The following is a 22,614-nucleotide window of genomic DNA, read 5'->3' as shown; positions in this document are numbered from 1 at the left end:
CATCATTGTCTTATCCTTGAGGTATCCTTAGATATCCTTAGATATTCTTAGGGATTCCAACTAATGAAGGAGGAAGGCAATGATGTACGGCTCTCGATTTAAACCCGCTTTCACGGCTGTATTGCTTACGGCGGCTTTAGTATTTTCGACCCTATGCGCGCCTGCTGTAAGTGCAACCTCAGCATCGTCTGCTGCTCAAGCTCCGATCCCCGTCCAGGTGGACTGGAAGCAGGAAACCGGTAAGGTCACGGATTTCATGTATGGATTAAACGGATTTAACACGTTTGACCCGAATGTGGCAGGCAACGAGCTGTATAACCGCAATCTGGATTATATGAATCCGGGTTTGCTGAGGTTACATAGCTGGGAAATGATGGGCGACTCCAAGTCGACCCGCAACGGCTGGATCGATACGGCTAATAAGCAATGGGATTCCGCCAAAATTAAACAGGCTCTGTCCGGGCTTAGCCGGAATCATCCGACCTTGGTCATTAATATCCCCGGTTGGCCCGATTGGATGGATACCGACGACGACGGATATCTGGACAACGACCAAGTTGAAGCTTATGCCGCTTTCAGTGCGGATCTGGTGCGCATCGTCAATGTGGAGCATAAGTTCAAAGTGAAATACTGGGAGCCGACCAATGAGCGGGATGACCCGTACTATGTGCATTTATACAACAAACAGGAGCCGGACCGTCTGGATGAACTTATTCACATTTACAACGTAACAGCCAAAGCCATGAAGGCGGTCGATCCTGATATTCAAACCGGAGGTTTGGCTTTCGCGCGAGGAGATCTCTATGATCAGGTTCGCCGATTCGTTCAAGGCAGTATAAATGAAGGAACACTGGATTTCCTTTCGTATCACTTCTATGCCAGCGGCGATCTTGGGCAATCGGATGAATACATCTACGATCGTGTAAACCCGAAGGACGCTTCCGTGAATTCCCTGGCGAAGCATACGAAAGATATCCGCGCGATTGTGGACCAAGCGAGTCCTAAGCGGCATATTCCGATCTGGATGGATGAGTATAATGTCAGTTGGTCCTGGACCAATAATGATCCGCGAATGAGCAATCACAAAGGCGCGGTGTTCGATGCCATCTCCATGATTTACGCACAGCGTAGTGGGGCGGACGGAACGATGGCATGGAATGAATATGACGGTGTTTACGGCAAAATGTCAGGAGGGGACTTCGCGTTCAGGCCATCCGCCCATGTATACCAACTGTTGAATAATTATTTCACAGGCGACACGGTCTTAGCCTTATCCGCGGATGAATCGAAAGTAGTCAGCTATGCGGTAAAAGATAAGAAGTCGCAAGTTGATTCCCTCATGATTATCAACCGTTCGGGTGATGTGCAGCTTGTTCAACCCGCATTCCTGGGAATGAAGAAGCATCGAGGCTCCATCCAGCGGCACCAAATTTCCGAAGCGGGTTATGCCATTACCTCAACCGAATGGAGCGAGGCGAACGGACGCACATTGGCCGTTCCTGCCCATTCTGTCACAGTATGGACCGACAGCTCCAAGGTGCCTAGTCTGGCTCCGCCGCCGTTAAAGCCGCCGGTCGCGCCACCGGGCACGGGTGAGGGTGATCCGGGTGCAATCACCAATCTGTCCGGGCGTGTCACCGGTTCTTCGGAAGTGGATATGAGTTCGGAAGGCTCCTTGGACTGGATTGTGTGGGGTGCGGATCCAGCCAACCCGGCTGCCGCAACACGTAAAAACCAAGCACAACAGCAGTTTAGCGATGTGCAACGGATCGGTGATGGCCATACTTATGCGTATACTCCGCAATGGTGGGGAACGCACAATGCTTCCTGGACGGACGGACAGCCGGCTGAGCGGGCGGCAGCCGAGAAGGCAAGCGCGGCCATTGTTGCCGAAGGGACCGGTTCCGGGTTCACGTTTACGGTACCGGCGGATCCCGAGGTTAAACAGTTAAAAGTGTATCTGGGTGTCATGGGAGCCAAAGGTGTCCTGACAGCGCAATTAAGCGACGGCAGCGCTCCGGACTATGTCACATCCTACGAAGACAGCTCTACTGAGGTCATTAACAGCAGCGGCGGGGCTACAGCTAAAGCTGTGGTGATTCATTTCAAAGCTAATTCGCCAGGACAGACTCTGAAAATCAGTTATGTCATGAATTATAACCATTGGGGTAACAGCCTGTGGCTTCAAGGGGCAACGTTGTCCATCCCTGACCGTGTGCCGCCCGAGGCGCCAGGCGGGCTTGCCGAAATGACAAAACCCGCTTCCGATGCCGCCGCCATAAGCTGGGGTGAAGCCGTCGATCATGTCGGGGTGACGGGCTACATCATCTACAAAGACGGCTCTTATGCTGGATGGGTTTCCGCGCCGACAAGAACCTATTATCTGCACGATTTGGCACCCAACCGAAGTTACACCATTACCGTTAAAGCCATGGATGCCGCAGGCAATGTTTCGCCGGCAAGCACATCGTTGACTTTGACAACGGCGCCAAAGTAAACTTAAACATCCCCGCTGATGAGAAATCAGCGGGGATGTTTGTGTTAATTTCGTATAGGTTTTCGTTGATTTCCTCCATAGCCTATACAAGATGAGCAGGAGTATTGTAGAAGTGTGAGCTATTGTAAAGCGCTTACAATAACCGGTGAAGGATGTGAGTTGAACACAAACGCAGGAATACAGGAGAACCATTGAAAGCACCACATTTTGAAGGAGGAAAAAGATGAAAAACCATTGGAAAAGGTGGACCGCTCTGGCGACGGTAACCGCTGTATTGGCCGGTATATGGACTGCTGTGCCGGCTTCTGCGGCTTCGGTAACCGCTACGGTCAATTGGGGCAGCGCGAAAGGTTCAACGACCAGCTACAGTTATGGATTGAACATCTATAAGGCGCAGGAAGGGACCGTAGCCGCGGATGCGGATTATAAGAATAATGTGGCCTACATGAAACCGGGAATGATTCGGTATCATCGCGCGGATCAGATGGGCGACTCCTCTACAGGGTCAGGCTGGGTGAAGAATCCGGGTGCGTCCAATTACGATTGGGATGCGCCGAAAATTAGCAATCTGCTTTCCAATACGTTCAGCAACAACCCGGTCCGCATGATCAACATTACGAACTGGCCCGCCTATATGGATGACGGTACAGGAAAGCTGAAGACGAATATGTACGACGCGTATGCGGCCTTCTGCGCGAAGCTGGTGCAGATTGTGAATATCGATCAGGGTCGGAATGTTCAATATTGGGAGATATTGAATGAGAAGGATGACATCTATGCCAACAATATCGCGGAAATGGCCACAATATATAAGAAAGCATACGACGCAATGCGGGCCAAGAGCTCCACGATCAAGATCGGTGGACCCTCGTTCGCCAGACCTGATTTAACCGCGAGAGTGAATACATTTGTAGCCAACGCACATACGAAGCTGGACTTTATTTCCTATCACACCTACACCAGCGGAAGCACAAGCGATACGAATGCGACACTTTATAACAGCGCACAAGGGCTTGGGGCTACCACCACTAGTATCAAAAGTATCATCGCGTCCCACACAACACGCGCCATTGAAACGTTTCACGATGAATACAACATCAGCTGGAACCCGCCGGACGGCAGGATGAACAATGAGAAGGGCATGATCTATGACGCCTTGTCCTTAATGTCGATTACGAAGGCCGGCGCAACCGGATCCATGGCATGGAACGAATCGGACGGGTGGTACGGCAAATTGGAAGGCTGGGCTCCGTATAACAAGCGGGCGTCCGCGCACCTTTACAATCTGTTCAATACCGACATGGGCGGCACCATTGCGGAGACGACGAATAACAACAGCACCAAGGTGGATATCATGGGCACCTTTGGGGGCAGCTGGAAGAAACTCGCGCTAGTGAACCGGGCCGAGACGGATCAGACGGTACAGGTGTCTTTCAGCGGATGGTCCACCTCGATTCCGGGGAACACCTTGTTCACGGTAAAGCGCATTTATGGCTGGGGCGTCACCTATGACAGCGTTCGTTACGATGTGCTGACCTCATCGGCGGGTTATAACCTTCCATCCGATACCGTCACCGTGCTCATTCTCGATGAGAATAATAAAACCTATGCTGCGGCGGCTACGAATTATATCGTGAATCCGAAGTTCGATTCAGGTATGACAGGCTGGAGCACATGGGCATTGCAGGCGGGCGATGATACAGCGGATTACACGGAAACATACGGCGGCCGGGACGGCGCTCATCTGACTCACTGGAAGAATGCTTACTATGGCGTTTATACGTACCAGACGATTACCGGATTGACAAACGGAACCTATACACTGAAAGCATGGGTTACATCAAGCGGAGGACAATTCGAATCCAGAATGGAAACGAAGAACCATGGCGGTAGCGCCGCTTTCGTAAACATTCCGGCAGGAGGCTGGTCCCAAATTACAATTCCCAATGTAAACATCACGAACGGACAGATTGAAGTGGGCTTCTGGTCCAAAGCCAACTCGGGAAATTCGGTGTATATTGATGATGTGGAATTAACCAAGAATTAAAGCGGAAGAGCCGGCGCATCATGCCGGCTCTTTAATCGTTCCGCGAGTTTGGAAATTTATGTCCCATTATGCGCAAGGTTGTCTTATGCAATCGTTGAAAAAGTATAGGGTTTCGTTGTAAACATGAATAGCTACAAGTCCTTTGAAAGCGCTACAATATAAGCACAAACAAAGATAAGGGTGGTGCTTATATGAATACACCGATCCCCGCGAGCGTCCACTCTCGAAGAGGGAAGCAGGCTTTGCCGGGACGTATGCTGAGACAATGGGATCTTCAGCTGATGGCGATACCTGCCGTCCTGTTTATTCTGATTTTCAGCTACGTGCCGATGTACGGCTTGGTGATGGCGTTTCAGGATTACAATATTTTTGACGGGATTTCGGGGAGTCCCTGGGTGGGCTTTAAACACTTTGACATGTTCTTTAACTCTCCCGATTTCTGGCTCGTCATGAAGAATACGCTGCTGATCAGCTTTCTGAAACTGCTGTTTGTGTTTCCGGCTCCGATCCTACTCGCCCTGATGTTTAACGAAGTACGTAATGTGGCGTTCAAGCGGGTGATTCAAACCGTTACCTACCTGCCCCATTTCATCTCCTGGGTTATCGTGGCGGGCTTCGTAAGCACCATATTAGCTGTGGACGGAGGCAGCATGAATGGGTTGTTAATACGGTTGAACCTGATTACCGAGCCTGTAAACTGGTTATCCATCCCGGAATATTTCCGTACGATTTTGATATCCGCGGGGGTATGGAAAGAAATCGGATTTGGCTCGATCGTGTACCTTGCCGCCATCGCGGGCGTAAATCCGCACCTGTATGAAGCAGCTTCAATAGACGGGGCGAGCCGAGTGAAGCAGATTTTCACGATTACCATTCCGAGCATCGCGCCGGTGATTATCATCTTCCTGATTTTGGCGATCGGCAATATTCTGAATGCCGGCTTTGAAGATATTCTGGTACTGACCAATAACGGTAATAATGCCATTTTGACGGACGTGTCTGAAGTAATTGATACTTATGTATACCGGACCGGCATAGGCGAACAGCGTTATTCTTTCGCGACGGCAGCCGGGTTGTTCAAATCTCTCATTAATGTCATTTTATTGGTTACAGCGAACGCGGCGGCCCGAAAGTGGGGCAATCAATCTTTATGGTAGAACGAAATGGGGTGCACCGGCGTGAAGCTGACTTGGCAAGATAAATCGCTAAATATGATTAATTATTTCTTATTGCTCCTGCTTGCTCTAGTGACGTTCTATCCGTTCTGGAATACGCTCGTCATGTCTTTCAACATTGGTTCCGATACATCGCTCGGAGGAATTACGTTCTGGCCAAGAGCGTTTACGACGGAAAATTATAAAGTCGTATTCAGCAACGATCAATTCTTTCAATCCCTGCTCATATCGGCAGCCCGTGCGGTGTCCGGAACATTGCTCTCCATCTTCTTTACGGCCATATTCGCATACAGTATGTCCAAGAAAGAACTAATCGGCCGAAGCGGATACATGGTAACAGCCGTTATAACCATGTACTTCAGCGGAGGACTTATTCCGACCTATCTATGGATGCGTGAGCTCCACCTTTTCAACAATTTCTGGGTCCTGATCATCCCGGGACTAATCAGCGTGTGGAATATGATTGTTTTCCGGACTTTCTTCGCGGAGTTGCCTGAGGGCTTGGAAGAGTCCGCGAAAGTCGACGGATGTAACCATTTCGGTATTTTCTTCCGCATCGTTCTTCCGGTATCCGGTCCTGTGCTCGCCACCTTGTCCCTGTTTACGGCCGTGTATCTCTGGAATGAGTGGTTTTACGCTGGGATTTACATTAACAATCAGAACTTGCTTCCCATTCAGACCTACCTGATGAATGTTATTAATTCCAACTCGTTCGCGGAGCAGATGGCGCAGCTGACAGGAACGACTAACGTGCAAGGGATGAAATCAACCGTGACCTCCAAATCCTTGCAGATGGCAACGTTAATGGTGGCTACGATTCCAATTATCATGGTCTACCCTTTTGTCCAGAAATATTTCGTGAAGGGCGTCCTGGTAGGTTCCCTGAAAGAATAATTCCTATGATTTAAGAGCCAAGGCTTTTAAATAATGAACTATCGCTTGAAGTGTCAGTGTAAGTCTAAAAAAGGGAAGGGGTACAAAGATGAAAAGGAACAAAGTCGGTATTCTGTTAATCATTTTGATATTTGGTTTAACTGCGGTTCTGGCAGGTTGTAACTCAAACTCAGCCAATGTGGACAAGGAAGCGAACGGAAACAAGAATGGCATTGAGGAAAATAAAGCGGGTGAATCCGCAAACGAGAATGCCCAGTCCAAAACAGAAGGGCCTATTGAAATCGGTAAAGAGCCCTTGAAATTCAGCTTCTATGTCAACTACGACTGGTATGCGCCAAAAGGCTTTGGCTCCGCCACGACGCCTACGCTAAAGTGGATGCAAGATGAGAAGAAAGTCAATTTTGAGGAAATCAGCGCTAACGGGAACGCGTTGCAGAAACTGGGTACGATGATTGCTTCCAATGAATTTCCGGACGTCATCCAGATGGACCGTGGGGCGGATTACGACAAGCTGGCTGAAGAAGGCAAGCTGGTTGCGCTGGATGAGTACCTGGAGAAATATCCGAATCTTAAAGAAATTGCAGATGAAGCCACTCTGAACATGCTGCGCAGCAAGGACGGCAAATTATACGGCATCCCGAACTGGTTTGGAAATTCGAAGGGAGCAAGAACGAACAACTCTGGATGGGCTATCAATCGCAAAATTTATAAAGAATTAGGTTCTCCCAAGCTTGAAACCTTCGATGATCTGTATGCTTACTTAAATATGGTGAAAGATAAGTACCCGGATGTCGTACCGTTAGATACGGCCAATACAAACGGCGGGGTCGTTCAGGTACAGAACTTTATTTATGGCGGCATGGGTGAAGAACGTCAAACCTGGTATACAAAGACCGACGGTTTATTCGCTTATCCGGACATGTCCAAGAAGGAATTCACCTCCATCTTTGATGATCCGGCATTTAAAGAATCTTACCAGTTAACCAATAAATTATTTAGAGAGAAACTGCTGACCCAGGACGCTTTCACCCAGAAGCTTGAACAGTTCGGGGAGAAGTTAAATAACGGCAAGATCGCGGTGTTGGCCGTGTATGATGTGACCGGCAATGTTCAGAAAGCTAATGATATTCTGCAAACGAAGGATAAGGACGCCGGATATGACTTTATGGCGTTCCCTCACAAACCCGGTCAAGACCCCGCTAAATTATCGCCGGGCGGTTACGGAACTCTGGGATGGAACGTAAACACGATTACAACTTCAGCCAAAAACCCGGAAGCGATCTTCGCCTTCTTCGATTGGTTAATGAGCAAGGAAGGAACCGCTGTAGCCGCCTACGGGCCGCCTGGATTATACTGGGAAGGATTTGACGCGAACGGCGCGCCGACACCGAATGATAATTACAAGAATTCAACTCCGGATCAGCGTAACACTGACAAAATCGGGGATTTCAATATGCAGGGGTCACCGCGTTGGGGCGAACTCTCCGATGCGCGCTTGAAACAGGATCCTTCACTGCAAACCTGGAGTGAGAAAGCTAATTTATTCTATGGAAAGTGGTCTAATATCAGTAACGATCAGTTTAATAATGTTCAAAACTTTACGCCGAATTCAGAAGAACAACTGGTGTTTACGCAGGTGAAACAAATGATGGAGAAGGCTGTGGCCAAGATGGTCTTTGCCAAGAACGACGCTGATTTCAATGCGGCTTTCGAGGAAGCGAAGAAGAACGTTAATGAGGCGGGGTATGATAAGCTGCTTAAGTTTATGACGGGCGTCTGGCAAGAGAATATCAAAAAGATGGGTTTATAAATGATTGAAAGATAGCGCATACATGGAGGAAGGGGATATACTTAGGTATATCCTCTTTATCTATACGGGAGAAGAACGCAGGAGGTGCACAACCATGGCATACCGTGTCATGTTGGTGGATGACGAACGTGTGGATTTGGAATGGCTGAAACGGCGCATGCCGTGGGAAGAGCTGGGACTTACGATCAGCGCGACCGCGAACAGCGCGTTTACAGCGCTGCGCTTTATAGAAGAGAACCCGGTGGATATTCTTATTTCCGATATCAAGATGCCCATCATGTCCGGACTGGAACTGGCGCAGAAAGCCAGACAGTTTGTGCCGAACATGAAAGTTGTCTTTATCAGCGGGCATGAGGACTTTGATTACGCCAAGCAGGCCATCTCCTTGAACGCGGTCGGTTATGTGTTAAAGCCTGTAGAGAATCAAGAGCTTCATGACATTCTAAAGACGGTTGTATATCAATTGGATCAAGAACATATCACAGTGCATGAACAGCAACAATTAAGCCGGACGCTGCCGTTTGTACGAAATGAATTAATACATCAATGGCTGGAGGGATATACAAGCTCCGCCTTTAGCGTATCAGAACTGGAAAAATTGGGAATTCACATGCGACCGGACGGTTTATTGGTTTCAATACTTGAAGTGGATGATATGGATTGGAAATTAATGCATTATCCGAAGGAGAAACAACAGGAATTGCTGCACCAAGCGATCCGCCTGATTACGGAATCTTTCGATTATTACCATCTGGGGTATTATTTCAAATCCTCCCATCACCGCATTACATTAATTACAGAACACCTTCAAGCTCACACGATACTAATGGAGACTATTGATTTAATTCGTAAAAACACCCCTTTAACGATAACGGTTGGTCTCGGACCGAGAGTATACCGACTGGAACCGTTGACCGACTCCTATCAGTTGGCAAAGAAAGCGCTGGACTATAAATTGTTTGTGGGTAAGAGTTGTGTGATCCCTTACCATGAGGCCAAGAAAGAACAGCATGTACAGACCGCTTTAAATTTAGAAGAAAAACTGGAGCCTTTAATGGATGCCATGCGCGAATACGATCTTGTGAAAATCGATGACGGCTTAGAGGAGCTATTCGCCTTCGTTAACCATATGGATTCAAAGATATCCGTTTATAATTTCGTTATGCATCTGGTTGCGAAGCTGGATGCGCAGTTTCGAAAAATGAACGAGAGCGTTTATGAAATATTGCAGTGGGATTATGATCAATTCGAAGTGCTCTACCAATTCGAGACGGTGCATGATATGAAGTCATGGCTGAGACGCCGTTTGTTTGAACTGTCCGAGCTGCTCCTGAAAAAACACCAAGGCAGGGATCGCAAAATCATTCATGCCGTCAAGGCTTATATTGATCTGCATATCGAAAGTAAAATAACGTTGCGCAATACGGCGCATCAATTCGCGTTCTCACCGAATTATCTGGGGTTCTTATTTAAAGAAGAGACAGGTATTCATTTCAGCGAATATGTGATGGAGCGAAGGCTGGAGAAAGCCTGCGAGCTGTTGCTTGATCCGTCGTTGAAAATCTATGAAATTACGGATCGAATCGGGTATAAGAATATGATTTATTTCAACAGGCATTTCAAAGAGCAATTCGGTATGACACCCAGTGATTACCGCAAGAAACATAAGGTGTGAAGCTCATGCAGATGCTCTCTGTCCGAAAGCGGTTATACGTCCCTTTTGCCTATAAAATTATGGTTCCTTATCTGCTGCTGATGCTGCTTACGGATGCGCTTATCGGCTATTTCTCGTACACGGCCGCCCTTGATTCCAAAGAGGAGTATATCCGGACGAACATGGAACGCACGCTGCGGCAAATCCGGGATAATACGGAATATCAAATCGGCGATATGGATCGCATTTCCGAGCAGTTATTTAATTCCTTGACCCTGCAGCGTCTCTTGCAAAGTAACGAGAGCGACTATCAAATTTACAATAATACGGTGAACACGCTGCTTCCACAGTTGGAATCGACGTTGAAGCTGTCCGTGAACAATATCCGGTTAAATTTATATGTGCAGAACGAGAAGCTGAAAGAAATCTACTCGCCCGAAACGCTTGAAGACCCCTTTATCCAAGGCAAGCAACTGAACATATACCATATGAGCCGGATTGTGAACGAACCTTGGTATCTCAAGCTGGAAGAGGGACATATGGGCACGGAATGGAGCCAGATCGGCACGGACCAGGAGCGAGGGAATATTTCCACATTGCGCAAATTAATATCCTTCGATAAATACGGCGCTACCATCGGTTATCTGAGGATAACGACAGGGCTGAAGGACCTGTTTCAATCGGTGGATTCGTTTACGCTTAGTGAAGGTACGAATGTGATGGTGCTGCTCGAGGCGGATGATTCGGTGCTTTATAGCAAAATGCGGCAGGCTATAAGCGATGAACCATCGCATCTGGCCATGCCGGGGCAATTGACGATTAAGGAGCCGCTCCCGGGAACTCCCTGGAAGCTTGTCGCGGTCGTACCCGAAGCGGAGTTAAGGAAAGATGTACAGGCCATCCGCAACTTCACAATCCTTGTCTGTACGGTCAGCTTTATCGTTATGGCGGGACTGGGGTTGTTGGTGGCGCGATATTTTGCAAGAAAGGTGGGGAAGCTTGTCTCTCTGATTACGTCGTTTCAGGGCGGGGAATTCGGAAAGCGGGTCCGCTTTACCAGTAACGATGAATTCGCAAGCATTGCGGGAGCCTTTAACGGGATGGCGCAAAATATAGAAGAACTGATTCAGGAAGTTTACGTGAAGAACATTCAGAAGAAAGAAGCGGAATTGGAATCACTGCAAGCTCAGATCAATCCTCATTTCCTCTACAACACCCTTTCTTCCATAAACAGCCTGGCAAATCTCGGTGAGGTCGAGAATTTAAGCCGTATGGTTTCCGGATTGGCCAAGTTCTACAGACTGACCCTGAATGACGGGAATATGTTGATCTCGCTCGATAAAGAGTTGCAGCAGGTTAAGGCTTATATTGATATACAAACTATTAAATACGGAGACCGCTTTGAAGCCTCATATGATATCGATGAACAATTGTTATGTTGTGAAACCATTAAACTTATTCTGCAGCCTTTCGTGGAGAATGTATTGAAGCATGCTTGGTTTGAAGAACGAATTCATATTCGCATCGTCATCGCTCAGGAAGATGGAAAAGTAATCATTAAAGTTATCGATAACGGAATCGGAATGAATACGGCTAGGTTTCATGCGGGATTAACGCCGCAAGGCATTCCTTCGGGGTACGGCATCCGAAACGTGGAAGAACGAATTCAGCTCCAATACGGACCCGACTACGGTGTGCATATGTACAGCCGGCCAGGGATCGGAACGACGGTAAAGCTGACTTTACCCCATAAAAAACAGTGAATTCTACATCCTCTGCGTCCGATATAGTTATTATAAACTAGTTCATTCGGAGGATACGGTTATGCGTGACTCGCTTCGTTACCAGATTCTGATATGGATGTTGGTCATTACGACACTGGCCCTGTCCTTTGTAGGCGCAGTGAATTACAAGGAAGCCAAGCGCCATATGCTGGAATCTCTGGAAACGAAGGCCGGGGCTCAGGTTCAGTCCTCCGCCGGGGATCTGGCATCCTGGCTGCATACCCGTCAAGCGGAACTGCGGGTGGTTAGTCATACCGGCATCCTACAAACGGGAACGGCGACAGAGATCATGGACTATTTACGCAATGAGCGTATCTTTTCCGATCCGGATATAATTCGCAACTTCGGGTACGCGCGAGACGACTCCATGATGTCCACCACCAACGGTTACATGGTATCGCTGGAACAGCAGAATCCGGATTTACTCCTTAAGGTTCACCAAGGGAAATATGTACTCTCCGACCCTTTCTTCATTTTCCAAGGCGCGGTCAACAAAGTATTTATGATCGAAGGCCCCGTCTATGATGAGCATAAGGAGTATAAGGGAGTAATAGCCGCCTTTATATATGTGGACGAGCTGTTTCGAAAGTATACCGGCTTTCGGAGCGGAAGTGTGGGTACTCACTACATCATGAAGAAAGACGGCACATTAATTTATCAACGGCAAACGTATTCTTCACGCGGTTCTGATGATTCCGCGGCCGTCAAGAAGAAATTCGAAGCCATAGTGCCGGTCATGTCCAGCCAGTTATCCGGGTCAGCCCGTCATCATGATGATATTGCTTTTTTTGCCCGTATTAAAGATACGGACTGGGTATTGGTTTCTAACATTCCCTTGGAGCAGTATATGAGCCCCTTGCGGAAACTTCAGCAAAATACGGTGTTGACTGTGCTGTTCGCCGAATTGCTGCTCTGCGCTGTTATTTACTTCATGATTCAACGGTTTACTAAACGAATCAGCGGCATTGTCAAGGTAACGAAGAAGGTTGCCGCCGGTCACTTTACGGTTCAGCCTATCCCTCTAACCAAGAATGATGAGATTGACTCCCTCGCCTCTTCCGTCAACGGGATGGTGGGGCAGTTGAAGATCATGTTTGATCATCTGGAAGCGATTATTAACCAGAACGGCTACGGGATGATTGTCGTCAATACGGACTTTAAGGTAACGTACTTCAACCGGGCCGCGGAACACATGTTGGGTTATACCGCCGCGGATGTCATACATACGGCCACCCCGATGCTGTGGCTGGATGAACGCGAGGTGACAGTACGAGCCGAGCTTTACAGCCGTGAGCTCGATACTTTGGTACAGCCGGACACCTCAGTCTTAGTGTGTAAGAAACTCAGAGGCATGAAGATGGAGGAAGAGTGGACGCTTGTGCATGCCTCCGGGCACGCCTTCCCTGTCAGTTTGAATATCGGCGTTATTCATCAGGGGAACGATCAGGAGCGCGGTTATGTGTTTACACTGCGGGATATTACGGAGGAGAAACAAATTCGCCGCGAACTGGTTAAAGCCAAGGAGGAAGCGGTGGAAGCCAGCGGAGAGAAGAGTATGTTCCTGGCCAGGATGAGCCATGAGCTTAGAACGCCGCTTAACGGAATGATCGGTCTCTCTCAATTGATGCATAAGACGACATTAACCTATACCCAGCAAGATTATCTGAATAATATACAGGCCTCATCCCAGAGTCTGTTACACATTATTAATGACATCCTTGATTATTCCAAAGCGGAAGCAGGGAAGATCGAGTTAGAGAAGGTAAGGTTTAAGCCTGAGGCACTGGTACGAAAAGTTGCCGATACGTTAAGTGTCTTTCATGGTAAGAAACCGTTGGAGTTTATCATTGATGTGGACCTGACTTTGCCCAGGTATTTAATCGGAGATTCACTGCGCCTTGAACAAGTTCTGTTGAATCTTTGCGGGAATGCCATTAAATTTACGAATCACGGACATATTGCGCTGAGAATCCAGGAGATCTACAGAAGTGAAGGGCGGACAAGGCTCCAGTTTCAAGTTGAGGACACGGGCATCGGCATGTCCGAGGAACAACTTTCCCGTCTCTTTACCCCGTTTACACAAGCCGACGAATCCACCAGCCGCGAATACGGGGGAACAGGTTTGGGGCTTGTCATTTCCAAGAGTTTAATCGAAATGTTGGGAGGCACATTGCAGGTAAAGAGCACTCCCGGTTCAGGGACCTCGTTCTCCTTTTGCCTCGAGTTTGACAGGTTGCATGAGACAGGTTCCAAAACCTATCAACTCCCGGACTTTATGCATCATGCCAAGGTGTTGTTGGTAGAGGATCATCCCGTTCTGCTGCGGAACATGCAATCTGTTCTGTTAGACTTGGGCCTTGAGGTCACGGTTGCCGGCAGCTGGAACCAGGCCTTCTATCACTTGGACTCGGGGAAAGCATTCGATCATAGAGAATGGGATTACCTGATCATGGACATGGAATGCGAGGATATGTACGGGCAACAAACCTGGTCCCGACTGCAGCAAGCCATCGCCGGCAAGCGAACGTTAACCATTGCGTTGACCACGGTGTTTGGACGGGACGCCATGTTGGAGATGACCCGGGTTGAACGCCCGGGTGCGGTAATCGTCAAGCCTGTGGATCGCTCCAATCTGTTTCAGGCGCTGCTCTCGACAGTAGAACGACGATCAAGAAACACGGCGGATCCCGATTTGCTGAGGACGGCATTTCCCTCGGAAGGAAGGATATTGCTCGCCGAGGACCATCCTATTAATCAACAGGTTGCAGTGGAGCTGCTTTCAGCAAGAGGATATACAGTACAGGTGGCGGCGAACGGGATGGAAGTCATGGAGTGGTTGCCCAAATCCGCGTGGGATCTCATATTAATGGATCTACATATGCCGGAGATGGACGGGTTAAGTACTGCCAGAGCGATTCGCCGTCAACCCGGTTACGAATCCATACCGATTATCGCCATAACAGCCAGCACTCAAAAAAATGAACATATCGAATGTTATCGCAGCGGTATGAATGATATTGTCACGAAGCCGGTTGATGAAGAAACCCTGCTGCACACCGTGCAGAAATGGTTGATTCCTAAGGAGCATCGTACTTCGCAACAAGCGACTACACGATATCAACCTATGGACCTGTTGTGGGAAGAAACAGATGGGATGCGGATTGATGGGATCCACACACAAAGGGTATTACACCGGTTGAACGGGAAGAAGAATATTCTCATGCATATGTTACGAACGTTCGCAATGGACTATGAGGGATTCCACAGCAGGCTATCCAACGAAGCGGAAGCCGGCAACGATAACACCGTGCTGAGACTGCTTCATACGCTCAAGGGGGCTTCGGGTAACTTGTCCGCGGAACGGTTGTTCGCCGCTGTAAGTCGGTTGGAAGAAGGCTATACCGACAATGAATGGTCGGCATTGGCGCCGGAACGTGAAGCTCTAAGAACGGAGCTGGAGCGTTTAATCAGGGCCATAGGAACGATGGATACGATGGAAGCGGGCTAACGGTTTCCTAACACTTTACCGCATAGACGTGTCAGGGCGTCTGTAGTATATTAAATATAGAAAATGTAAACCGTGTATCCTAACACTTTTCTAACATATTCATAGTTTATTAGATATATAGGAATGGACTGAGGATCGTGCACAAACTATTCATTATCGAGGACGATACAATGATCGGAGACATGCTCTCCATGTACTTGGCCGAGGAAGGCTACGAGGTGCGCAAAGCCGCAACCGGCACGGAGGGCATTGAAGTTCTTAGGGAATGGAAACCGGATATTTTGTTGCTGGATTTAATGCTGCCCGACATGAGCGGCATCACCTTATGCGAGAAAATCAGACAGTTCACGTCAGTGCCTATTCTCATGGTTTCCATGAGGACGGACGTGGTGGACCGTGTCAATGCGCTGGTTGCCGGGGCGGATGACTATCTCTGCAAACCGTTCAGCATGAGAGAACTGACTGCCCGGGTAGGCGCATTGCTCCGCAGATCACAAATCCGTCCTCTGACAGAAACCCCATTGCACTTCTCCCACGAGGACATTCAATCCAGAGTTTCACGAAAGATTGAACTTGATCCTTCCCGAAGGGCTGTCTATGTGAAGGGCGAATTCATTGAGACTACGTTCTCGGAGTTTGAGCTCATGCGACTGTTTCATGCGAACCCTGAACGGGTTTACAGCCGAGAGGAATTAATTAATACCCTGCGCGGGATTGATTCGTTCGTTACAAACCGCTCCATTGATGTCCATATCACCAATCTTCGCAAGAAGATTGAAGAGGATCCTAAAGAACCGAAATACATACGCACCGTATGGGGTGTAGGGTACAAATTCATGTTCAATCACAGTTAGCCGCATAAGCATCTTAACCTTCCTTTATACGAGGAAGGTTTTTTTATTTTAACAAATATCTAAAGGTTGTCCGTTAACTTTCTGAACACCTCTCCTTCATACTGATTACATAAGCGGCGGGAGGATGAAATGAAATGACGGAATGGTTTCCGATCTTCATCGGATTGGGTGAGAATATAGCGATCATTTTCTTTTTTATAACATTATTAACGAAGGCTTATCCCTTCATTGTTAGACTGCATCCAACCAATAAAGGAATCATTATGGGAGTTCTCTTCGGTGCTCTGAGCGTTCTGGGCATGATGGTTCCGATTCCCTTGGCAGAGGGAATTATTGTCGATATTCGAGGCGTCGTTATTGCGGTGGCTGCTCTGTACGGCGGTCCGTTGGCTGGGCTTCTTGCGGCCGCCGCCGCTGGCGTGTATCGCTTCAATCTGGGCGGGATCGGATGGTTTCCGGGGATCGGTGCCATCATGACAGCTACCCTCATCGGTATTGTATTCTCCGAATGGAGGAGAGGGAGGAAGCCCTTGCTAAGACAGGAGTTTTCCTACGCCTTACATTGGAACATGGGCCTTACGCTTGCGGCATCTTCGCTCCTGTGGTTTCTGGGGCTCCCCCAAGGTGTCGCTTGGTCGGCATTGGTGCAGCATATCGTTCCGATTCTCGTATTCTACCCGTTAGCCACGTTAGCTTTCGGATATCTGCTGAACTATGAATTAAAGGGGATGAACACCAAGCAGAGGCTTGAGGAGAGCGAAGAGACATACAGGACGCTGGTAGAGAGCTCGCAAGACTTTATATTCAGCTGCAACCCGGATGGTGTCATTACTTCCGTCAACACGAAATTTTGTTTAACAATCGGACGAACCAGGGAAAGTATCGTGGGCAGTAAGTTTACGGATATGATCGCATATACCAATGCAGGGAAAAGTTGGGAGGGGCTGCTTCAAGAAATGATTTCCATAGGGTCGTCCGTTTCATTCGAACGGGAAGTCGTAATGCCTGACGGGCGGGGACATACCTATATCATTACGCTAACGCCGGTATTCGGTCCACAGAAATCGCTTCATTCCGTAACGGGAAGTGTGCATGACATTACAGGCCTTCGCAGAAAAGAGAAATACATTGAGCGGCTCGCTTACTATGATGCATTGACAGGATTAGGGAATGTAAAGCTGCTGCGGGAGCAATTGCAAGCTTCTATGGATCAGTATAAGTCATCCGAAAGCTTCGCGGTCTTGTTCATGGGTGTTCAGAATTTTAAATGGGTGAATGAAACGAAAGGGCATATCATCGGTGAGCAGCTGTTGAAGGAAATCAGCCAACGGTTGCTTCGCTGCTGCGGAGCAAGAGAGACGGCCATACGGTTTGGTTCGGATGAATTTATTGTTGTCAGCGATCAATACCATGATAAAGATGAGTTAATGAGAACCGTAGGCTTAATTAACAGCAGTTTTGAACAGCCCTTTCTTGTAAACGGAGCATTGATTCACATGAATACTTGTATCGGTATTGCCCAGTACCCTTGGGACGGCTCTTCGCCGGAGGAATTAATCAAGAACGCCAACATCGCATCCTACTATGCCAAGGAACTGGGCGTTAATCGCTTCGCATTCTTTACCCCGACGATGAAAGATCATGTCATGAAGCGTTCCAGGCTGGAAGAAGCCATGCGGACAGCCTTGAAGAATAATGAATTCTCTCTGCATTACCAGCCTCAATACGGTACGGGCACAGGAGTCATTCGCGGATTCGAGGCGCTGCTTCGATGGCATCATCCCGAATTGGGGCCGATTCCCCCATCCGATTTTATTCCCATTGCGGAAGAAACAGGATTGATTGTTCCCATTGGCGAGTGGGTGCTTCGGGAAGCCTGTCTGATGCATAGCAAGCTGCTGCAATCTTCGCAAATGCACATGACGATGTCTGTAAATGTATCAGCTGTTCAACTAAGGGAATATGACTTCCCTGAGCGAATGATCGCGATCCTGCAAGATACCGGAATGGCCGCATCCTGTCTCGATCTGGAAATTACCGAAAGCCTCCTGATGTCTTCTTTTGACCGCTGTATTGAGGTGTTGGAGCAACTTCGCGGGCTGGGGGTGAAAATATCTCTTGATGATTTCGGTACCGGATATTCGTCCCTGCATTATTTGAAACGGCTGCCCATTGATTATTTGAAAATAGACAAGTCCTTTATCTGGGATATTACCTCGGAGACGGCGGAGCAGGATATTACCGAATCGATTATCGAGCTGGTGCATAAATTAGGGCTTGGTGTGGTGGCGGAGGGCATTGAGACGGGGGAACAGCTTCGTATTCTGGAACGGTGGGGATGCGATTATGTGCAAGGATATTTCCTGAGCAGACCGATCGCGAGTCAGGTATTGCCTGAGTTTATAAACGATGTATTAGAGAGGAATATGAATCATGTTGAAGAAATCGCTGCAGGACAAGCTTAGAATGTCCAGAAAAGCCGGAATGACGTTGCGCATGAGATTGTTGTTGTCATTTAGCTTAATTTTGCTCATACCCGCAATAACGATTGGAACCGTAGCTTACAAATCCGCTCATTCCAAAGTGGAAGAGAAGATGACGGAAAGCGCGCAAGGCAGCGTCAGCATTCTGGACCAACTGATTACGAACTATCTGGATCCAATTCAAAAGGAAGTGGAATTTCTGGCGAGGACGATGCCTCCATCCGATCAGAGCGGCAATGCGGTACGTGAATATTTAAGCGAATTCGCGCGACTGCACAATGAAATTAGCAACACCTACATAGGCGAAGCGACAGGAAAGATTATGCTTGTTCCGGATCAAAAGCTGCCTGACGGATATGATCCGCGCACTCGGCCGTGGTATAAGGAAGCGATGGCGCACGCGGGTTTGTCGATTATAACAGCGCCTTATGTGGATGCCGGCAGCGGCACGATTACCGTAACGATCGCGAGCACGACACGCGATGGCTCCAGAGTCATAGCTGTCGATCTGAACCTGAACATGCTCGCTAAACAAATGTCGGCTGCCTCCATCGGGCGGACGGGCTATGTGTCGGTGTCCGATGTTCAGGATAAGGTGTTGGCCGATCCGAAGCGCAAGGTGGGTTCGGATATTCCCGCATCGGTGGTCAAGAATGTGGCAGGCTCAATTGAGGGCGTGTTTAATTACAAGGATGCGGCTAACGGCGGCACGGAGAAATGGGTATATACGACAAACGGGAAGACGGGCTGGAGGCTCTTCGGCATTGTGCCGTTCGCTGAAGTGGAGCAGGATACGTTTCCAATTTTCCTGAACACGATGATCGTCATTATTATCGCCATCGTTGCCGGAGCGGGTATCGTATATCTCATTATCCGTTCCGTGATGAATCCGATCCGCAAATTAATGGACGCTGCCGATCAGATCAGCAACGGCGACTTGACCGTTACCGTGGACAACGGCGGACGCAAGGACGAAATCAGCCGTCTAAGCGACAGTTTCAACCGGATGGTCGGATCTTTGAAAGCTGTACTGATTGAAGTAAACCAAACCTCGGGCATGCTGGCCGCTTCTTCAGAGCAATTAACGGCAAGCTCAGAGCAGACATCCCAAGCGACACAATACATAGCCGAGAATATTCAGGAAGTTGCGGAAGGCGCCGATCGTCAGGTGGAGAGTATTGAAGCGGGCTCCGCTTCCGTACATTCCATGTCGCAAGGGGTCGAGAACATTGCCCATAGCGCTCATTTGATCGCGGCGTCCGCGGTGCAAGCCTCCGGCAAATCCCAGGAAGGCGGTTCGGTCATCCGAGATGCGATTAACCAGATGCAATCCATCCATCACACGGTGGGTGATCTAGGGAATGTGATTCGGGACCTGCAGAACTATTCCGAAGAAATCGGAGGCATCGTCACTCTGATCGGGGAGATTTCCAGCCAGACCAATCTGTTATCCCTCAACGCTTCAATAGAAGCAGCGCGCGCGGGCGAGCATGGTCGGGGATTTGCTGTGGTGGCCCAGGAAGTGAAGAAGCTTTCGGAAGAGACCGGTGTATCTTCCCGTAAGATTGCGGAGTTGATCCGGCAAGTGCAACTGGGTGCGGAGCGCGCAGTCGTGTCCATGCAACAAACGACGGATGAAGTTTCATCGGGCATTCGGGTCATGGACCATGCCGATACCCTCTTCAGAAACATTCAAGCTTCCGTAACGGAGGTGGAAGCCCAGATTCAGGACATGTCGAATACGGCGCAACACATTTCCGAGGGAGGACAAGTCACCGTTCGCTCCATAGAGTCCATCTCTGTTATTGTAGCCGGCAATGCATCAGCCACACAGAATGTGTCGGCGGCGGCTCAGCAACAGTTGGCCTCCATGGAGGAAATTGCAGCGAGCTCCGCCGCATTGTCCAATATGGCGCTGGAGTTGCAAGAGCTGGTTGAACGCTTTAAGGTATAGATGTAACGGGGCGCGCGAAGCGCCTCTTTTTGTTTTAGTTTTTCTTTTGCCGGTACCATTTGATACAATGGGTTTGACAATACAGTCCACTTATAAAGGTAGATGCCCATGTCCTTATATTCCAGATTGTCGGCCTGGTTCCGCAACCAGATGATCGGCAATAAAATCGTCATCATTTATATTCCGCTGATTGTCATCCCGTTACTGATCTTGGGATATGCTTCAAACCGGATTTATACGAACGTGATTGTAAACCAAACGATAAATAATGTATCGGATAATTCCAATCTCATCATCACCCGCATGGAAGGCATCTTCACCAATGTGGAGAGTAACGGGAATATGCTCACGATCAACTTGAATAAGTTGCTCGCCCAGCGTCCGAACTTGTCGGAACTTCAACGATATACCCAGATTACCAATCAAATCAGCTTCTCGCAGCTGATCTTTCCCGACGTGACCTCGGCGGCGTTTATAGACCGGGACGGACATATTTACGGATCCCATCCGAACATGGAGCAAGGAGCGGAAGCAGCGGGATCAAGCGAACTCCTGAAGGAAATTAACCGGTCAAACGGTACGAACATCTGGTTTCCTATGCAACGGCGCACGTTTTTGACGATGGATTCAGAGATGCCTGTTATGACGATGGGAAAGAAAGTATTCGATATCAATACCGGACAGACACTGGGTTGGTTAATTCTGAACATTCATGAGCACAGGCTCTCTTCGATATATAGCACTGTGAACAGCAATCCGAACGGTACTTACTATATTGCGGATTCCGACGGCATCGTCGTATCCGGCGGGGATCCGGCCGCGTTGTTAAAGCCGGTGGCGGACCTTCGCACAAGGGAATGGATCCGCAAGCGCAACAGCGCGAACATCATCGCTGACAACGGTGAAGGAAAGGAGCTGCTGATTTCGAATCCTTTCCCTCTTTTGGACTGGAAACTGATTACGGTAACCCCCTTAAAGCTCCTGACCCAGGACTATGCCAAGATTACGTGGCTGATCGCCGCCATGGGTGCGGCTTGTCTGGTGATTGCCTTAATCGGCGCCAGGATCTTGTCGAATGTTGTGGTGCATCCGGTTAAACGGCTGGCCAAGGAAATGCTCAAGGTTCGTGAAGGGAATCTTAACGGTTCCATTGAAGTCCACTCCAGCGATGAAATCGGATATTTGGCTTCAGGCTTTAATACGATGCTCTTCCGAATCCGGGAACTGTTGGATAAGGTGAACGTCGAGCAGCGGAAGAAGCGGGAATATGAGCTGGCTCTCATTCAATCGCAGATGAAGCCGCACTTTCTGTATAACACGCTCGATGTTATCTATACTTTGTCCGAAATGGGCAGAGTGAAGGATGTGCAGAAGACAACGAAGGCACTGGCTGACTTCTATCGTGTAGCTTTAAGCCAAGGCCGGGAGATGATCGCCATTCGGGAAGAATTGGACAATATCCGTGATTATTTTGCGATTCAGCGGATTCGTTATTCGGATGTGTTTGACTATGAGATTCAAGTTCACCCGGACGTACTGCCTCATCCGATACTGAAGTTAACGATACAACCCTTGGTGGAGAACGCTATCTATCACGGTTTAAAAGCCAAGGGCAGCTTCGGTCATATCAGCGTGCAAGGGTATACAGATAACAATCGCATCTATTTGAAGGTTACGGACAACGGAGTCGGCATGACGGAAGAGCTTGTCCAGGCGATCCTGTCAGAGAACAGGGAAGGTTCTCAGGTATCCTTCGGTCTGTATAACGTGAATCACCGAATCAAATTGTATTTCGGCGAAGAATTCGGATTGCAGATTCACAGTAAGCTTGGTCAAGGAACAGAAGTCTGTGTCGTGTTGCCATTACAGGAAGAGGAGTTAAAGGATGATTGATAACTAGGGTTTACGACAGGACAAGCATTTGTTTGCGACGACTCTCATTCCGTTTTTTTCT

General features: G+C 48.6%; 12 protein-coding genes. All 12 read left to right on the top strand.

The window, feature by feature from the left end:
- The first annotated feature begins 79 nt into the window (after positions 1–79).
- The 12 genes from SY83_RS09165 (at position 80) to SY83_RS09110 (ending at position 22,553) form a co-directional block, all read left to right on the top strand.
- On the top strand, positions 80–2,497 hold the full coding sequence (locus SY83_RS09165) for a GH39 family glycosyl hydrolase (protein ID WP_157279829.1): 2,418 nt from the start codon (positions 80–82) through the stop codon (positions 2,495–2,497).
- Between the two features lie 223 nt (positions 2,498–2,720).
- On the top strand, positions 2,721–4,544 hold the full coding sequence (locus SY83_RS09160; protein ID WP_068605965.1) for a GH39 family glycosyl hydrolase: 1,824 nt from the start codon (positions 2,721–2,723) through the stop codon (positions 4,542–4,544).
- Positions 4,545–4,735: 191 nt separating this feature from the next.
- Positions 4,736–5,701, top strand: coding sequence for an ABC transporter permease (locus SY83_RS09155; protein WP_068605964.1), 966 nt, complete (start codon positions 4,736–4,738; stop codon positions 5,699–5,701).
- Positions 5,702–5,755: 54 nt separating this feature from the next.
- On the top strand, positions 5,756–6,613 hold the full coding sequence (locus tag SY83_RS09150) for a carbohydrate ABC transporter permease (RefSeq protein ID WP_231891441.1): 858 nt from the start codon (positions 5,756–5,758) through the stop codon (positions 6,611–6,613).
- A gap of 88 nt (positions 6,614–6,701) precedes the next feature.
- The gene (locus tag SY83_RS09145) at positions 6,702–8,423 is read left to right on the top strand and encodes a type 2 periplasmic-binding domain-containing protein (RefSeq protein ID WP_068605962.1); all 1,722 of its coding nucleotides are present in this window, start codon (positions 6,702–6,704) and stop codon (positions 8,421–8,423) included.
- 94 nt (positions 8,424–8,517) lie between these two features.
- Complete coding sequence (locus tag SY83_RS09140) at positions 8,518–10,098, top strand: response regulator transcription factor (protein ID WP_068605961.1); 1,581 nt, start codon at positions 8,518–8,520, stop codon at positions 10,096–10,098.
- Between the two features lie 5 nt (positions 10,099–10,103).
- Positions 10,104–11,840 carry a cache domain-containing sensor histidine kinase gene (locus SY83_RS09135; protein WP_082882419.1) on the top strand — a complete coding sequence of 579 codons (1,737 nt, stop codon included), beginning with the start codon at positions 10,104–10,106 and terminating at the stop codon, positions 11,838–11,840.
- 61 nt (positions 11,841–11,901) lie between these two features.
- On the top strand, positions 11,902–15,369 hold the full coding sequence (locus SY83_RS09130) for a response regulator (protein ID WP_068605960.1): 3,468 nt from the start codon (positions 11,902–11,904) through the stop codon (positions 15,367–15,369).
- A gap of 137 nt (positions 15,370–15,506) precedes the next feature.
- Positions 15,507–16,223, top strand: coding sequence for a response regulator transcription factor (locus SY83_RS09125; protein WP_082882418.1), 717 nt, complete (start codon positions 15,507–15,509; stop codon positions 16,221–16,223).
- A gap of 134 nt (positions 16,224–16,357) precedes the next feature.
- Positions 16,358–18,688 carry a putative bifunctional diguanylate cyclase/phosphodiesterase gene (locus tag SY83_RS09120; protein ID WP_068605958.1) on the top strand — a complete coding sequence of 777 codons (2,331 nt, stop codon included), beginning with the start codon at positions 16,358–16,360 and terminating at the stop codon, positions 18,686–18,688.
- Positions 18,657–20,660 carry a methyl-accepting chemotaxis protein gene (locus tag SY83_RS09115; RefSeq protein ID WP_082882417.1) on the top strand — a complete coding sequence of 668 codons (2,004 nt, stop codon included), beginning with the start codon at positions 18,657–18,659 and terminating at the stop codon, positions 20,658–20,660. Before SY83_RS09120 ends, SY83_RS09115 begins: the two co-directional genes overlap by 32 nt.
- Positions 20,661–20,768: 108 nt before the next feature.
- Complete coding sequence (locus tag SY83_RS09110) at positions 20,769–22,553, top strand: sensor histidine kinase (protein ID WP_068605957.1); 1,785 nt, start codon at positions 20,769–20,771, stop codon at positions 22,551–22,553.
- Positions 22,554–22,614: the final 61 nt, after the last annotated feature.

The organism is Paenibacillus swuensis (assembly GCF_001644605.1).
Classification (GTDB): domain Bacteria; phylum Bacillota; class Bacilli; order Paenibacillales; family DY6; genus Paenibacillus_N; species Paenibacillus_N swuensis.
Note: the sequence above shows the minus strand (reverse complement) of the source record. Positions and strands in the feature narration are given on the sequence as shown.

Bases quoted from the DNA above. Each gene is read 5' to 3' on its own strand.
- SY83_RS09165 (WP_157279829.1), top strand. From the start codon at position 80: ATGATGTACGGCTCTCGATTTAAACCCGCTTTCACGGCTGTATTGCTT.
- SY83_RS09160 (WP_068605965.1), top strand. From the start codon at position 2,721: ATGAAAAACCATTGGAAAAGGTGGACCGCTCTGGCGACGGTAACCGCT.
- SY83_RS09155 (WP_068605964.1), top strand. From the start codon at position 4,736: ATGAATACACCGATCCCCGCGAGCGTCCACTCTCGAAGAGGGAAGCAG.
- SY83_RS09150 (WP_231891441.1), top strand. From the start codon at position 5,756: ATGATTAATTATTTCTTATTGCTCCTGCTTGCTCTAGTGACGTTCTAT.
- SY83_RS09145 (WP_068605962.1), top strand. From the start codon at position 6,702: ATGAAAAGGAACAAAGTCGGTATTCTGTTAATCATTTTGATATTTGGT.
- SY83_RS09140 (WP_068605961.1), top strand. From the start codon at position 8,518: ATGGCATACCGTGTCATGTTGGTGGATGACGAACGTGTGGATTTGGAA.
- SY83_RS09135 (WP_082882419.1), top strand. From the start codon at position 10,104: ATGCAGATGCTCTCTGTCCGAAAGCGGTTATACGTCCCTTTTGCCTAT.
- SY83_RS09130 (WP_068605960.1), top strand. From the start codon at position 11,902: ATGCGTGACTCGCTTCGTTACCAGATTCTGATATGGATGTTGGTCATT.
- SY83_RS09120 (WP_068605958.1), top strand. From the start codon at position 16,358: ATGACGGAATGGTTTCCGATCTTCATCGGATTGGGTGAGAATATAGCG.
- SY83_RS09115 (WP_082882417.1), top strand. From the start codon at position 18,657: ATGTTGAAGAAATCGCTGCAGGACAAGCTTAGAATGTCCAGAAAAGCC.
- SY83_RS09110 (WP_068605957.1), top strand. From the start codon at position 20,769: ATGTCCTTATATTCCAGATTGTCGGCCTGGTTCCGCAACCAGATGATC.